This window comes from Calyptranema fuscum S582 (assembly GCF_055793305.1).
This window is the reverse complement of the sequence record NZ_JBSLYH010000088.1, coordinates 1-15,643: the sequence shown is the minus strand read 5'-3', so window position 1 is coordinate 15,643 and position 15,643 is coordinate 1. Positions and strand designations below refer to the sequence as shown.

Genomic DNA, 15,643 nt, shown 5'->3' with positions numbered 1-15,643 from the left:
AAAACCCCCACCCTCGGTTTACATTGTCTAAGAATCAATCGACACACCAGGGGCGATCGCCAAAACCCCCACCCTCGGTTTACATCGTCTAAGAATCAATCGACGCAGTAGGGGCGATCGTTCTTTGGAAACACCCCCTTCCACATATCCCTTATTCTGGAGCCAGTTGCACTGAGGCATCCCCACCGCAACCTGGCTCTCAGCCTCCGGTTCGGTGTCATAACCAGAACTAGGAACCCATATCATGAACTACAAGCAATTCATCGGTCGTATTTCCCTGGCTTGCCTTGCCCTCTTAGCCGTAGAAGGTTTCCGCCCAGGAGTTGCACAGGCAGAATGGTTACGTTCCCTCTATGCCGGACAATCTAACTGGGCATCGTGGCAGCTTGAGCCAGGAAGCTACGTGCTGGAAGCCCAAACCCTCCTGAACCTGGGCGATGTTAATGTAGACATCTATGATGCGACAGGACGGCGATTTGCACGCGGTAACGAGTTTGGGGGTGAAACCATCTATTTCACCATTCCCCAGCGAGGGGGTGGTACCTTTCAAGTTCAATATAGTATGCCCTTCTGTATTAACCCCGCTGGAGCCTGTGCCGTTAATATTCAGATACGTCGCCAATAGCGATCGCCACCCCATCTCCGCCACCCCCTATGCGCCACACCCTGATTTGCACCATTGGCACCAGCCTGTTTTATCCCAACCTCAAAACCCTTCCTACCCCCGATCACTATGATGAGTGGCTGCAAAAACAGCCTGCCCCCGATCGCCCCTACCTTACTGCCGACACCATTGACGCCCTCAAAACCGCCTTCGAGCAAGCCGATTGGGTTACTCTCGCCCTGCATTTAAGCCAGCTTCCGCCCACCCTGCGCCTATGCGGAGCCGAAATCAACTCCATTGGTGATCTGCTCCGGCAGGGCTATGTCACCTCCAACGCTACCCTCTTGTTTTGCCACTCCGATACCGACGAGGGCAGCGCGATCGCCACCCTCCTGATTGATTACTATCAGGCATTGGGGCATACCGCCACTTCGTATCGGGTGGAAGGACTTCAAGACAACAATCCCAAAGCCTTTCGCACCGATGGCTTACGCAATCTGGTTAAGCAAATGTCTTTGGGGTTGCGATTCCATGGAACCGAATATTGCGCGATCAACGCCACCGGGGGATATAAAGCACAAATTGCGATCGCCGTTCTGCTGGGGCAAGCGCTCAAAGTTCCGGTTTACTACAAACATGAACGGTTCAGCGAAATCATCGCCTTTCCACCCATGCCCATCAGCCTGGATTTTGATTTGTGGATTCAGCATAACGGTTGGCTCACCGCTCTGGGGCGCAACTCCCATGACCAGACCCCCTGGGAAACCGTGCAGGATGACTGGTCAGAAGCCATGGAACCTTTGGTAGAACGGGTAGACATTGACGGCCAAGCTTACATCACCCTGTCGCCCACAGGGCAGGTGTTTTATGAAGCATTTCGAGACCGACACCTGCCCGAAATGGCACTACATTTGCCCGCCCCAGTGCCACCGCAACAGAAACGCAAACCCCAAATGTCTAGCCACAATTGGGGCAATGCCAGAGACGCAATCATCCGTTACCTGCAAACCATTACCGAAGTCTGTCCCTATGTCACAGGCTGTCGCACCTTCTACTGGAATCCTGCACTCTCCAATCTCAATGCCTTTCGTTTGCAAGGAGATGCCCTGGAAGGAACGCTGAGCAACGGCACCTGGACGGTTCGGTTTGCGATCGAAACCTCCAGCACAACACCCGGTGAACAAAAAGCCTGCCTTTTAGACCTGAACCAGCGCATCGGCAAAGATTTTGGGTAGTGCCAACCGGAGTAATTCCAACCAGGGCTATAACAATTTCCCTACCGCCTGCCATATCACCTCCGGCACCTGGTGCGTTTCCCCCCGTAACCACAATCCCGCAATCACCTCTAAAGGATCTTCCGACTTCACCTCACACCGTTCTTCCAAAACGCTGTGGATCACCGCCAGCAACTCTAGCGTCGGCTCACAAAATCTGCGCCACTCTGTCACTAATTCCGGTGCGCGGCTAATAATTACCGCATGGGTACAGCGATCGCGAATCTTTGCCTTCTCAGGTTGCACCTTCCCCCCCACATCCACAATCACTAGATCCACCACCCGCCGCAAATTCATCACGGCTGCCTCGTGGTATGCAAAAAACGCCGCCATCAATTCTGTTGCAGAGGGGCGTTCGTGAATGCGCCGTTCATGGTTCCGCACAAGTCGCTGGATCAGGGCGTGATCCTGCCCTTCATGGCTCCAGTTTCCCTCCCCATCCCAATTTGCCCGATGCAAAAAGATAGAACGGTCGGGATACTGTGCCACCAGGCTCCGGCGTAACGCATTTGACAAAACACTCTTACCACTATCCGGCGGACCTACCACTAGCACCGCTGGAGCCAGCTTTTCCCGCACTGGTGGAATTGCAACCACATCCCCCACATCTACATCTGTGACGCGACTATGGATCACCACTGCTTCTGCTTCTGGAGCCGAGAAACACCCAATCCAGGGAGCCTCCCGGCACAGATCAATCAATCGCCCATAGACCCAGGTAGGTACTGCACCAAATAAAATCACAGGCTGGTTCAAATCCACATCAGGGGGAAGGGACAGGTCGATCAGTTCGATGGGAGCGATCGCCCGTCCTCCCGAATGGGGCAACACCGACACAATCTGGTAATTCGACTCAATCCGGCTTAAACGAATCATAGGGGCAACGTCGTAAAAAGAACTTCACCAATCTTGATCTGGCGCGTATGGGTTGCCACCACGACTGCCCCGCCCCCCTCTCCCAAACGGGGGTCATAACAGGCAACCCACGCTGCCGAATGACATTCATGCACCAGATAGCCATATAACCAGATGGGAGCCTTGCCCTCAATCACTACCCCCTGACTCCACACGATTCCGTCTGGTACAGCCAGTCCTTTCAAGTCCTCCGGCTCAATTAACCCATCTTCCGCTGCTAAATGAATGTGCAAATGCTGATAGGCAAGCCCCGATGCGGTCTGATGGGAAATACACGTCAACTCGATCGCAGCCATGAAAGTAGTGTCTAACGTCAAACTGACCCTATCACAAGAACATGCTGAATTCTCATACCGCTTTAATTAGCAATTGCACCAGATACCGTAGAGGCGCATCGTGATTTGCCTCTACAGACGATTGGTGACCATGCAGTCCATTTAGGTTAAGGGCATCCAGCGCTGAGATTTACGCACTTCAGGAACCTTCCTTCTCCAAGCCTGTGGCACACTCATACACTATAGGAATTGATCGCACCACCCAGGATATGGCAAATACATTCTGGCAAGAGCCTCCCATCATTCCCTTGTTACAGTGGTTAGTACGGGGTTCTCTTAAGCAAAACTTTCTTCAAGCCATTCGTCTATGGGTCTGGTTGCATATCCTCTACGGCGAAATGAGTGACACCCTGGCTTTACCAGAAACCTTTAGTTACGCAGATTGGCGCGATCGCTTCTTTACCTCCGACCATCCTACCGGAGAAACCAAGCCAACCCCCCACTATCTCTCCTGTCCCTGCGCTAAACTCACCGCTGCTTGGTTATTTCATCCAGATTTGACGCTTACTCAACCCCAGTGGCAGGTTTACCAGGGAAAACAACCCGGACAAGCGCAGATCCAGGAACAGCGCGATCGCTTGCACCAATTACTCATTGACCATGATCTTCTGCCGCCCAATCTAGATCACCTGCTGTTTCAAACTCGCCTGTTTGGGTTTACCCGCCGCACCCTTTCCAGCGACCTGCATCACCTTTCCACCATTGGATGGCTGCACAACCGGGGAAACAAATTTCAAAAGGTTACTTCCTATCCCGAGTATCCCCATGCTGGAGCGCCAGTCATTAAGCCTCCCTCCAATCAGGAACTTGCCTTGTTTACCCAGCCCGATCTGGCAGCGATCGCCGACACCTTCTCCCGCACCTTCCAGGGATACACCCGATTCTTTGTCCATGTCGATTACGTTATCTCCCAAAACAAGCTCGATCGAGTGGATGACTGGCAAGTCTTGCTCTCAGAGATCTGGCAACAAACCCCCATTCCCCCGGTGCGCCTTCACTACCAGGGTGCTGGGGAGAACCAGAGTTGTCCGCTTGTTGTCTATCCTGTTTGCATCTATTACTACCGTCGTGGACCTTACCTGTGTGCCTATGGTCAAGTTCCCAAAGCTACCAGCTCTGTACTCAATTGGCGTAATTACCGCCTCGATCGCATTCTCGCCATCGACCCTCTCAATTGGGACGATATCACTGTCCCTCGTAAGCTTTACCAGAATCACCAGAAACGCACTCTCCCCACTCCAGAGGCGATCGAAACGGCGATGGATGAAGCCTGGGGATTTGACTACTATCAGCCCAGCCACTTACTCTTACTGCGGTTCGATCGAGAATGGGATGACCGCTATATTCGCGATACGCTACGCCATACCACCTTTCGCAAAATTCCTTATCCCCAGGTACAATCTTTCATCTGTCAAGCCCTGACTGGTCAGCGTCAGCAGTATCTTCTGCACCTCTGGCAGCACCGCTCCCCTGACGATGCTTACTATAAAGCATACTACCGCCAGGATGACCCTAACGTTTTGCAACGACTCCGCGCCTGGAGACCCCACGTAGAAGTACTGCTTCCCTGGGAATTGCGCCAACGCACCGCCCAGGAAGTTATGAAAGAGATGAAGTTATATGATGATGACCTCTATGACCCACGTTTCTGAAACCACCTGCCTTGATGTGATTCTGAGCGATCGCTTCGCGGATGCCTTTACCTATGCCCTCCACTTACATCGCTACCAATTCCGTAAAGTAAATGCTGCACCTTACATCAGTCACCTCATGGCGGTAGCCGCTCTGGTGCTGGAAGACGGTGGCAGTGAGGATGAGGCGATCGCCGCCCTCCTCCACGATGCCGTTGAAGACCAGGGGGGGGAACCCATCCTCACTGCAATTCGGCATCGCTATGGTTCTCGAATTGCTGCGATTGTTAATGATTGCACGATTCCTCCCCGCTCCGCTTCGCAAACCTGGAAAAGTCATAAGCTCGACTATCTCAACCAGATTCGCTACGCTTCGCCAGAAGCTCAGCGCATCATCCTGGCTGATAAGCTACATAATGTGCGATCGCTGATTACCAACCTGCGGCAAACCGGCGAAAGTACCTGGTCAACCTTTGCTAGCACCAAAGCAGACAACCTTTGGCTACACCAAGAACTTGCCGATTTATTTGAACAACATATTCACAGTGGCATGGTTGCCGAATTTAGACAGCAAATCTATACCCTACTGAGCCTTGCGACCAATCCTAAACATCAACATCAGGTGGAATAAGTAGTTGCTGAATCTGGGCGTTCTAGCGCTAAACACGAATCCAATTTACTTTGAGGTTGCAGGTTCCAAAACTCTCCTTTTTGTTCTTTCTTGAAATTGATTCCAGTTTTGAAATCAGAAATTTCTTCTAATTCTATCCAGCACCAACCTAAGCCTTCATCTCTTTCTTCAAAAGTTGGCTTAATAGAAACCATCCAAAGTCCTTACAGGAGAAGCAAACCCCGAAGGGGTGCGCCTCTCTCAACCCATTTGGAATTGCTATAGTAGATGATTCTGTCAAGCTTTTAAGCCCACTCTTGCAACAGCGCATTTACCCACGCCGCCGTTTCTGCTGAAAAAGCCGGTTGCACCGATTGCCGATAGTCGATCGCCAGATAATATCGACCCCGCCGATAAACTTCTACGAGAATGGCGTTCAGGTCGAGGATCGGCTCTTCATCACCCACTGCCAGCGGAATAGCAAGCTTAGGAATCTCTTGTGGCAGATTAAAGGCATACAACTCAGCTTGGGGTCGGCGATCGCTGCGGCTCACTAAAATCCGGTAATCTGAAGCGATCGCCCCTTGCATCGGCAACGGTTGCCCACCTCGAAGTAGATCAATTTCCACCAGATGCGTCAGGCTGGCTAAAACTTGATGGCGCTTTCGTTCATAGGCTTGTCGCCCTTCCCCTAGTCGCTTGTTTTTCGGCGACAGCACTTCAATGGAGGTAATCACAGCACCCGTTGCTACCTCCCGGATTTCTAGATATCGCTCCTGCACTTCCTCTGCTATGGGTACCGTTACCGTAATGGGGGCAACGGGTGGGGTCAGCGTGGCGATCGCAGTCGATGACTCTGCTCCAGGCTGCTTAGACACAACCGATACATCCGGAATTCCCACCAATACGCTATCGTCGCCACCTGTAAAATAGGTGCGTTTTTCAATAGCGACGCGATATTTTTCGCTGAGTTGATCGGTCAGGTTATCGGCGATCGCGACAATCAAGCGACTGTGAACCTCTGACCACAGCTCAGGATTTTCCAGATAAGGGTCCATGCCAGGAAATGGCGATCGCATTGCAACACCTCAGAGCAATACCCCGATCATGCCTCATAAACGTGATCCTTGTATTCCATTTGAGTCAGACAACGTCAGTCGTTTGAGCCGCTGTTGAGCTTCGTTGATCAAAATTGGATCGCCAGAGTTGAGGAACCGTTCAAGTTCTTGTTGAAAAGCGTTCTGTTGTGCCTGGGTTTTGTGAGTATCCAGAGTGATCGGCAGCTCTACCTTCTGTAATTTCCGTCGGTATACGTGAGTGGCGATCGCCTGTTTGACATGCTCGATACCCGGCAGCAATGAATTACAGTCTGGTCCTTCAGTTTGGCAGGATTCGAAATTGCTCAAATCCTTGCCCTCATTGAGATTACACCCATTTTTCTCCAATAAGCTTGTGTGATTGGCACAGGAAGCTGCTCCTTTAGAGCAAGCTTCCTGTGCTTCACTTTGAAGTAGGGGGGAGTCTGAGGGGGGATTTTCTGGTTCTGGATTGTTTTGTCTCATGTGTTGGGGATGCCAGAGATCGCGGTGACGATAGAGTGTTGCAGCGCTAATGCTGTGTTTGACCAGTGCCTCAACTCGATCGGTGATTCTATCCGGAAGGCAGTTTTGATTGATCAGTGTGTCAACTGCTGTACGGATTCGTTCTCTTGCTCCACTTTGCTGGCGATCGTTCCATGTCGGTGTCTCTGCCGTTCTAATGGTTGGGGGCGTTTGAATTTTCCCGGTTCCGTATGGAAAGTAGTGGCTAGACTCAATGCATCGTGCCCATTCTTCTGCTCGTTTTTCAATTTCATGCTGATGATTGCACCATTCTTCATACCCGATTAAAGAATGGGCGACCCTAACAATATCTTGAACTAAATCTTTTCCGCTCAGGGGTTTCAGAGCATAGAGCATATGCCCAAAAATATAGGAGCGCATGGCAATCCTGCCTAGTAAGCGGTTGGTTTGACCTTGACCTGTCCATCCTTCTTCAATTTCGGTATTTAGATCATTGATAAATTTCTCTGCTTTACCAGTGACGCGATACTGCTTCCGTCTGGCGGTTTTGAGAATACGCTGGATAGTACGTACTGATGGCTCGTTTCTCTGTACTGCAAACTGCCACGATTGCGTGAAAATATGTTGATTGCTCCAGACGGGCTCTAAAGCATCATTGAGTAAATATGACCCTACTTGCATTGGCAGTCTGTGGGCATTGTAAAGACTAAGAGTCCCGTCGCCCGCGTAAGGTTTGGGATTAGGAAACAGTTCTAATTGTCCCGGTGCGATCTTGAATCCGGCATTTTCTAGTACGGTTGAAATGACGAGGGCGATTTCCCAACTTTTTAAGGCAATTTGGAAAGGGAAGTAAACATGAAGTCCATCGCTATAGCTGGATGTGCAGATGACCGATTGCACCAGTCCTAAAGGCTCAATTGCAGCTTTGATCCGTCTAAGCGCAAAGGCATCTTGTTTAGGATGATAAAGACTGTTTCGATCGATATCGAGCATGACATAGCAAGTTTTTTGCCCAAAGCGGACTCCATATAGATGACTTCCTTGTGTGATCAGCCGATCTGATAAGGGATGTCTCGATTCAGTTTGCCAGTCTGGTGTTGCGTTAGGTTCAGGATGCTCTGCCCAGATATAGTCGTAGCGATGGGACCAAAGCTCTAAAAATTTATTCCCATGCTCTAGGACGTACCTAGATATCTGCTTTGTTTTTTCTACAGTTTTTTTCACAGCACGTTATACCCTGAATGAATTGCAGGTGAAGGGTTATAACCTGTGCCGGAATCAATCTGTTGGATCAACGCGAACTCAAAACTTTCAGGGAGCTCATGTCAGTAGAGTCCTGAAAGGAGGATTAAATTTTTCCGATAAAAAATCTTGGAATACCGGAATGCTTGCAGAAATCGTGTGCAGATTCTTAGAATGGGCACAGGTACAGTACAGGTACAAGACAAGTGCAAGTACAGCTATAGGTACATGTACGGGTACATGTAGGTAGTAAGTGAGTAAGTAGCTAGGAAATAGACAGGGTAAGTAAACAGGAGAACGCCAGTGCTGCTCGCCAAAGCATTTTTTCTGGTGTTATAGTAGTACGCATTTGAGTTAGGACGGGGTGCAGGGGTGGAATCCCTGTCTGGGAGCACAGCCCCCACATCCCTGTCCTAACCTGAGGACGTAAGGCTATATCCGGTTGATTATCCCGTCTTACAGATATGTACCTTTTCAGACCTCAACTGCGTTAACAGTTGGGGTCTTTGCTTATGGAACGTTTTGCTTTGAAGATGTAGTCCTCCTTCTAAAAAATATCCTTCTCCTTATAACAGACGCATTGATTACAACAGAACACCTGAACCTAACTGTTTGTAATCACTTTTGTTACTGTATGTTGCAGGAATGTTCTTAAAAGACCGGAAATGCGATCGCCCGATCTCGGTTTAGGGGTGGGGGTCTAGAGAGAATGGGGGGTGGGTTCTAGAATTTTTAGGGGTGGGGGTCTAGAGTTAGATGTAATCATGAGGAATGAGTCTGACCTTTGTAATCATTGGGTTGAAAACAGATCTAGAGCAAAAAAGATCCAGTGAAATCGTTTAACCACCATATTTAGCAAATTTTTTTAAGGGGGTGGGTTCTAGAGTCTTTTGTAATCACTCGACGATTTTGTGATCATGTTTTTGGAGATGGGTTCCTTATGCAACTCTTAGGGGAGGGGTTCTAGAGTCTTTTGTAATCGTGTCTGGGAGGCTAAACTTATGAGCGGTAAAGGGATTGAGGAGACATGTCTGAAACTGGGTGATAAGCTCTAACGGGCTTTAATCAAAGCTTGAGGGAGGGGGTAATCAGGAGTGGGGTTCTAGAGTTTTTTGTAATCAAAAGTGGGTTACATGTAATCAAAAACTCTTCTGATGATGAGTTCGTTGTCTACTGTGAGGGTTCGGGTGCCGTTTTCAATCATAGAAATCAGTCCTTGACTGATGCCGGTCAGGGTTGCCAATTTGCGTTGACTCCAGCCTCTTTCAGTTCTCATCGTTTTCATATCTTCTCCAGTTAAGGTTGGTTGCTCGGGTATTTCTTCTAATGCGATCGCCTCATTTTCTCTGTTTGGGTTGTGAGCATCGACAATCAGCGTTTGCGTCATCCACTCCGGCGGTGGGCTGATCCACAACTGTGCCGTAAGTAATTTCTCAAAAAAACCGCGAGGACGACGAGTCTCGGCACGAGCAAAGCCAAGAGGTTGGATCTCGACCGGATAAGTATCAGTGTCGAAATGTAGAAGCCAACCCCTATCGTGCAAAGTGAAAAGATCTTCGTCCCAAGTATTTGCCAGCTTTTTTCGGAGTTGTAGGTCTGATTTAGCGTCTTCTATTTTCTTGGAACCATAGGCGACTTCCATTAGGGTTTGAACACTGAGGGACTGCTGTTTATGCGTTTGCGATTTGAACAGCAGCCAGACCATTAAGCGGGCAGCGCCTTCTCGATGCTGCCAGAGACTCATGACACTCTCTAGCAAGGATTTGGGTAAGATTCCTGGATGCGTTGGCAGGCTTTGGTCGGTCTTGGCGTCGTCATTTAAGAAGTACTTTGCCCACAGTCCTGCTTTCAAGATGAAGGATATCCCCACGATTTCCTGATTGCCACAACTGTCTGTTTGATAGTGGTATCGAGTCCCCAGAATATGCCAAAGACGACCTTCTTCAACCGTGAATCCTTTTCGGCGTCCTTGTTGGGGCCATGAGATGTAGGTCGCGATTTTACAAGGTTCATTGGCAATCTTTTCAATCAGCGCTAACTTTTCTTTTCGCGATTTATCGGTTCGTTTCTGTAAGCCTAAATAGGCTTCGATTTGACGATCGTCGATGACAATTTCGTCTTCCCAAGGCTTTTCTAATTGGGTGGCGTGAGCAGCGTAGATCAAATGCATACAGGCTGCTCGAATATCGAAATTATCAATCACTGCGAGAGCGGCTGCACCAGCAAGAGCAGCGGGGTGCTCGTCTTCAGTATTTTCTGTAACCCAGAAGTAGATCGCGCCCTGCCCATCGTTGACATCACGGGTGTAGCAAAGTTTTCCGTCAGGGTCCATCACCCACGGTAAATGCTTGCGCTGGGTAAGAATATTGCTGGCTTCCCACAGCGGTAGAGAAGAGGTGACAGGGGTGGTTGAACCTTCTACGAAGAGGTCAGGGTTGGTTCTGGGGCGCTCTTTAGAGGGTGTTGAGATTATGCCTGATTGGGCTGGTTTAGATGTGTTCAAATTTTAGTGAGTCCTCTTTGCGCTTTTATCCTTTTTGCTCGCTCAGCAACAGAATTGAAAGCTTCGTCCGCTCGCTGGGTTTTGTCTCTGCTTCTGACCATTGCATAAGTTCGACGAGCTTCTTCAACGGAATGTCCCATTAATTCTGCATACAGATCTTGTTCCTCGGGATTGCCATAAGTGTAGAGCCAGGTATCAAAGATCCGTCTAAAATCGTGAGGGCTAGGATGTTTAGCATTTTCATTTCCATATAAAATTGCAGTTGCTCTTAACATGACACGAGGAACTGCCTTCGTTAAGTGCTGTGCATCTGGTATCGGCATACCTCTGCGATCAGGATAATTTCTGCTACGCAAGAAGAAGAGGTAGTCATGATTAAGTTGCGCTTGGGGTCGCCATTTGTTTACATAGTCATCCATATCTCTTGTGAGCTGTTCTTTGGCTGGACCAGCAAATAGTGGATATTCTCTACCCTTTCCTGTTCTAGCCCCTGTTTTGTGTTCTTCAGGGGTAAGAGTAACCCACCATCCATCGGGTTCTCTCCTAAGGTTTTTATTGATTTGAAGCTCCCTGATTTCTCTTTGGCGAACGGGGGTATAAGTGAGAATAGCGATAATTAAATAATTTTGCCACGATGTCAGAATCGCAAAGAGAGTCCGTTGTTTATGGTCAGACCACTTCTCGCTACAACAAAGCCTTAAATACTCAACTATTTCTTGACATTGTTCTAACGATAATAACTTTTTAGAAAAAGCCTCGGGAGAAGTTGTTCGCCTGTCTGTTTTGATCCGGGGGGTAAGTTCATTTTGAATTGCTCGAATGTCTAATACAGCATCACAATCAATAAATTTTGCTCTTTTTGAAGTTTTGCCGTAGTGCCACTTTGCAATGCTCATGGCAGCTTGGCAAATAGTTAGAGCATGATGAAATCCATTTCCTCTGGATGTAAACTGCCAGGTGAGATACTCTTCCAAAGTTTCCTTGTTTGCAAATGAAATAATATCAAGAGCATCAGGTTCCATAGCCTGTATATTCTTGAGCCATCCGAGGAAACAGAGAATATAGTCTCTATAGTTTTGCCAGGTTGTTTCTCTTACAGGAGGAGCGCCTTTGCGAGCAGGCATATATTCGGATGTGAGATACATATGAAGCGCTTTGAGCTGCTTGATCAACTTTTCTGTAAGCTCATTCTCCTTAAGACAGTAGGGAATAGCACCATAATTTCGACTCGTAGCTAAGTTGTCTAAATTCATTCCAGCTCTTAGCCTCGGTGCACGTTTAGGTATCGCTTTATATTTTATAAAATCAAAATACCAAGATTGAGCTTTTATCCATTTTATAAACTGCTTCAGATTGCTGCGGTTGTTGTTAAGAGTGCGCTGATTTTTGCCGCTTTCTAAAGCTGATTTAAAGGCAATCTCAAAATAATCTTGAGCGTTATCAATAAAGTTGCTGATGGATATTTTCGAGGAGTAATCCTTTAGGCTTACCCTTGTATGACCACGAAATTTGAAGAACGGAAAAACATATTTTACGAGAGTAGTTTTTAGATTTCTAACTGCTTTTTCAGAAGCTTCATAAGTATACATAACGATGATGTCAGAGACCATTACGATAGTATTTTCGCGGATTTTGTTAGTCATTGTAAAAGTATGATTTAACCCTGTCATCAGTATAACATGCCCCATATTCTCACCTTTTTATACAGATTATTGAAGGCATTAGATTCTCTCTAAACCCTTTCGATGAAGTGCTTTCGCGACATTATTCTATTGGTTGAATCCTATAGGTTATAGGATTGTAGGATTTTCTTGAGACGGATTCATAAATGATTCATGTAAGAATATGTGAAATTTTATAAGACTGAAAAATCTTGATATAGAAGAAAGTGAAAATAGATGGATTTCTAAAATTTTATTGTGTTCTGAATTTAATTGAATATGAATTACGTTTGATTTGATAGCTGGTAAAAAATCATCGTTTTTTCAGATCGTTTTTTCAGATCGTTTTTTTGATTTTTTACCTTGCTTGCTTGCTTGCTTGCTTGCTTGCTTGCTGTAATGTGTCTTGACTTGATAATCAATTTGGGTGTGAAGGGGACAAATTATTTTGGTTTGACTGCTGGATGATTTCAAATAGTAGGGACATTTGTCCTGATAAAACGACTAAAAGCATATCGGGATAAATGGATTAAAAAAGATCCCCCAGAATATGTTTTTTTGCAAGATGTTTTCATCAGGATGCGATCGCAAAATTTGATCGCAGCATTAAGCACCGTTCTTGATGTTGGTTTTTATTTAGTGTTGGAAAATTTACGTTTTGCAAAGCCAAACTGCGGAGCTGGACGAAAAATCTCTATTGGTTTGCTTAGAGGATAAGCTGGATAAAATCCTGATGCCTGCATCAAAATGGCAGAATCTTCTAAAACGTTTCCCCTAAAAAAAATCACCGGTCTGTTTTTTCGTGTTGCCATATTCTGAGTCCTTGGGCGATCGCTTCTCGTTAATTAACTGTTCAACGCTAGAGACGCGGAGGTTAGGAAAATGCTGACGCTATCAAAATCTGATCGCAGGCAGCTTCGGCAGGCACTAACATCAGGATTTCGGAGTTACTCAGCTCTCAAAATTTTTGTCTCGGATCATTTTGATTTCCGACTCAATCAGATTGCTACATCCTCAGCCACGACAACCGCAGCAGATGATCTAATCGAGCATTTTGAAGAAGAAGGTGATGTGTCAGATCTGATTCTGGCGCTGCATCAAGCAAGACCCCGTAATCCAGAAGTTCAAATTTTAATGGGTCGGCTGCAAGGTTTTTTGCAGCAAAGACTTTTGCTTGATCCGATGGTGGCAGAGTCTATGGAGCAACCGTTTGATTTGCCAGTTATCTATAGTGATCCACAGCTCGAAGCCTTTTTGCCACGACCACTTTCTTACGAAGCTGATGTGGGTCAGTTGCGGCGTGGGCTGCAATTGGCAAATGCAGTTTGCAAAGTGTCTTTTACCGATCGCTCGACAACTGGCACTGGTGTTTTAATTGCCCCTGATCTGGTTTTAACCAACTACCACGTTTTGAGTCCGCAGGTGGTTGAAGAGCGATCGCAACTTGATGAAAAAGCAAAAACTCTGCTGTTTGAATTTGGCTTCGTTAGTAAAGAACACGATACCCCTGTCAGCCCAGACACATTTGCTGTGTGTGGTAAGGATCGGGTCGTTGCCTGTAGTCCTCCTGCTCAACTCGATTATGCGTTATTACGGATTGAACCTAAGATTGCTGAAACAGATTACATTCGACCTGTAGATATTCGTTCCATGGTTACCTCTCTAGTTTCGGGAGATGGACTAAATGTTTTACAGCATCCCCAGGGAAATGTAATGCAGGCATCTCTTAGTACCAGTGGGGTAGTGCAAGTGGATCTTGGGCGTGGGCGGGTCTGGTATGTCAATCGGACTCAGGGTGGCTCTAGTGGCTCCCCTTGCTTTAATAGGGAGTGGGAACTGGTTGCACTGCATCATGCATCGATGTCACGAGGGTTTGGTAGTGTTCGCGAAGGGATTTTATGGGCGTCGATTTTGACTGAAATTGCAGAGTTTCTAGCGTGAGGATGGGTGAATGAGTCGTCGGATTGTCTGGTATGCGTACGAATCGAGTGAGACAGAGGTAAAAATCGATGGCTATTTTGATCGATTGTTGAAATATATTCCAGCAGATGTTGTTGGCTTGTGGTTAGCAGGGAGTGGCTTGATTCAGGGGCAGTCAGACGACGGATCGCGCATAGGGTTGCTCTGGCTACTATTTGTGGTGGGTTTAGTCTTTTCGTTTTTCTGGACGCGCAAACAAACGACAGAAGCCAAGAAGCCAACCGACTGGCGGCAAATTTTTCTATCCTGTGGATCGTTTTTTGTATGGGTATTTGCGATCGGGGGTCCATTTGCAGAACTGTCATTTTATAAACCGATATATGGCTCACTCCTGCTGTTGATATACACATCAGCAATTCCCTTATTGCCTCCTCCCCCTGCGCCAAAACAATAAAATTACGACGATGGATTGGACTGGTCAAAATAAGAAAAAACTGCGAGAAGCTTTGGTTGCGGTTTACAACACCCCCAAAAAGTTAGCAGTGTTTGTCAGCGATGAGTTGGACTTGAATCTGAATCTCATTTCAAGTGAGATGAACCTAAATGATCGAGCATTTGACCTGATTGAAGAAGGCTGTGCTGATGGGCGATCGCTTGATCGACTCTATCAGCGGTTTTGTGAAATTAATTCAGATCATGCAGCGATCGCTACACTACAACATGAACTAGACGTTAAACCACTGATTGCTAAAAGAACCTCTCAGCTGGCAATAGAAGAGTGGGAAAGCCTGTTTTCTCAGTTTCAGCCACAGGATTCAGCCTACGTGCAGATCGCGTTTCTTCGCGCTTTTAAGGCGGTATACAACAACGACTTTTGGGAAATACAACCTGACCATCCCTGTTTGGGTGAGTTGCCACAAGTACAATCGCTTTTACAAAAGTATGACAATCCCAAGTTAGGCGTACGATTTGTGGAGTTGGTCAGAGTTGAGCTTCAGGGGTTGTCTGAAGGAAATAATCGCGATCTGTCTGCCATGGAGCAATGGCGCGATCGCATTGCCCTGGCACATAACATTCCCCCGGAACAGCCAGAACCACTGAATCCAGGTGCACAACAGGCTTATTTACTGATCGCCTTGAAAGAAAGTGGTCGGGTTACAGCTAAGGCGGGTGCTTCTGTCAATGTGTTTACGGAGCTGCACGTTACAGGCGAGGCGAACCCGATCGAATTTGATGATGCGTCGATTACATGCGCATTCAATGAGGTGGCTGGGTATGTCTCTGAACTGATCCCAAAAGCAGAAGCGGCGCTGATTCCTTATGAATGCGGCAAAGTTACCCTGGAATTGTTTTTACCTTGCGTGCATTTGGAAGAAAAGGTTGAGG

At 47.4% G+C, this 15,643-nt stretch carries 16 protein-coding genes; 7 read left to right on the top strand and 9 right to left on the bottom strand.

Features of this window, described 5'->3' with window-relative positions; all coding sequences use genetic code 11:
* Positions 1 to 27: 27 nt before the first annotated feature.
* Positions 28 to 246 (bottom strand): hypothetical protein, encoded by a 219-nt coding sequence (locus ACR6Z4_RS30975; protein WP_479721213.1) that lies wholly within the window; start codon positions 244 to 246, stop codon positions 28 to 30.
* On the opposite strand from ACR6Z4_RS30975, the gene ACR6Z4_RS30970 reads away from it, so the two are divergent.
* Complete coding sequence (locus tag ACR6Z4_RS30970) at positions 245 to 625, top strand: hypothetical protein (RefSeq protein ID WP_479721212.1); 381 nt, start codon at positions 245 to 247, stop codon at positions 623 to 625. The two genes, ACR6Z4_RS30975 and ACR6Z4_RS30970, sit on opposite strands and share 2 nt — an antisense overlap.
* 29 nt (positions 626 to 654) lie before the next feature.
* The gene (locus ACR6Z4_RS30965; protein WP_479721211.1) at positions 655 to 1,839 is read left to right on the top strand and encodes a putative CRISPR-associated protein; all 1,185 of its coding nucleotides are present in this window, start codon (positions 655 to 657) and stop codon (positions 1,837 to 1,839) included.
* A 27-nt stretch (positions 1,840 to 1,866) separates the two neighbouring features.
* Here the strand turns inward: ACR6Z4_RS30965 and ACR6Z4_RS30960 are convergent, their stop codons facing one another.
* Positions 1,867 to 2,754, bottom strand: coding sequence for a CRISPR-associated protein Csx3 (locus ACR6Z4_RS30960; RefSeq protein ID WP_479721210.1), 888 nt, complete (start codon positions 2,752 to 2,754; stop codon positions 1,867 to 1,869).
* Positions 2,751 to 3,089, bottom strand: coding sequence for a CRISPR-associated ring nuclease Crn3/Csx3 (gene crn3, locus ACR6Z4_RS30955; RefSeq protein WP_479721209.1), 339 nt, complete (start codon positions 3,087 to 3,089; stop codon positions 2,751 to 2,753). Before crn3 ends, ACR6Z4_RS30960 begins: the two co-directional genes overlap by 4 nt.
* A 203-nt stretch (positions 3,090 to 3,292) precedes the next feature.
* Between crn3 and ACR6Z4_RS30950 the strand changes: the two genes are divergently transcribed.
* Positions 3,293 to 4,780: a TIGR03985 family CRISPR-associated protein gene (locus ACR6Z4_RS30950; RefSeq protein ID WP_479721208.1), complete on the top strand. Its 1,488-nt coding sequence runs from the start codon at positions 3,293 to 3,295 to the stop codon at positions 4,778 to 4,780.
* Positions 4,764 to 5,390: an HD domain-containing protein gene (locus ACR6Z4_RS30945; RefSeq protein ID WP_479721207.1), complete on the top strand. Its 627-nt coding sequence runs from the start codon at positions 4,764 to 4,766 to the stop codon at positions 5,388 to 5,390. Before ACR6Z4_RS30950 ends, ACR6Z4_RS30945 begins: the two co-directional genes overlap by 17 nt.
* Here ACR6Z4_RS30945 and ACR6Z4_RS30940 read toward each other — a convergent pair.
* From ACR6Z4_RS30940 to ACR6Z4_RS30915, 6 genes are all read right to left on the bottom strand, one after another.
* On the bottom strand, positions 5,378 to 5,584 hold the full coding sequence (locus tag ACR6Z4_RS30940; RefSeq protein WP_479721206.1) for a hypothetical protein: 207 nt from the start codon (positions 5,582 to 5,584) through the stop codon (positions 5,378 to 5,380). The two genes, ACR6Z4_RS30945 and ACR6Z4_RS30940, sit on opposite strands and share 13 nt — an antisense overlap.
* Before the next feature lie 90 nt (positions 5,585 to 5,674).
* Entirely contained in the window at positions 5,675 to 6,448 is a 774-nt protein-coding gene (locus tag ACR6Z4_RS30935) for a DUF4058 family protein (protein ID WP_479721205.1), read from the bottom strand.
* A gap of 33 nt (positions 6,449 to 6,481) precedes the next feature.
* Complete coding sequence (locus tag ACR6Z4_RS30930) at positions 6,482 to 8,155, bottom strand: hypothetical protein (RefSeq protein ID WP_479721204.1); 1,674 nt, start codon at positions 8,153 to 8,155, stop codon at positions 6,482 to 6,484.
* Positions 8,156 to 9,302: 1,147 nt separating this feature from the next.
* Positions 9,303 to 10,676: a helix-turn-helix domain-containing protein gene (locus ACR6Z4_RS30925; protein WP_479721203.1), complete on the bottom strand. Its 1,374-nt coding sequence runs from the start codon at positions 10,674 to 10,676 to the stop codon at positions 9,303 to 9,305.
* Complete coding sequence (locus ACR6Z4_RS30920; RefSeq protein WP_479721202.1) at positions 10,673 to 12,319, bottom strand: tyrosine-type recombinase/integrase; 1,647 nt, start codon at positions 12,317 to 12,319, stop codon at positions 10,673 to 10,675. Before ACR6Z4_RS30920 ends, ACR6Z4_RS30925 begins: the two co-directional genes overlap by 4 nt.
* Before the next feature lie 650 nt (positions 12,320 to 12,969).
* The gene (locus tag ACR6Z4_RS30915) at positions 12,970 to 13,149 is read right to left on the bottom strand and encodes a hypothetical protein (protein WP_479721201.1); all 180 of its coding nucleotides are present in this window, start codon (positions 13,147 to 13,149) and stop codon (positions 12,970 to 12,972) included.
* 70 nt (positions 13,150 to 13,219) lie between these two features.
* Between ACR6Z4_RS30915 and ACR6Z4_RS30910 the strand changes: the two genes are divergently transcribed.
* The 3 genes from ACR6Z4_RS30910 to ACR6Z4_RS30900 form a co-directional block, all read left to right on the top strand.
* Positions 13,220 to 14,278: a trypsin-like peptidase domain-containing protein gene (locus ACR6Z4_RS30910; protein WP_479721200.1), complete on the top strand. Its 1,059-nt coding sequence runs from the start codon at positions 13,220 to 13,222 to the stop codon at positions 14,276 to 14,278.
* A 10-nt stretch (positions 14,279 to 14,288) separates the two neighbouring features.
* Positions 14,289 to 14,711, top strand: coding sequence for a hypothetical protein (locus ACR6Z4_RS30905; protein ID WP_479721199.1), 423 nt, complete (start codon positions 14,289 to 14,291; stop codon positions 14,709 to 14,711).
* A 10-nt stretch (positions 14,712 to 14,721) separates the two neighbouring features.
* Positions 14,722 to 15,643: effector-associated domain EAD1-containing protein (locus ACR6Z4_RS30900; protein WP_479721198.1), on the top strand; the 922-nt coding region annotated here is incomplete at its 3' end.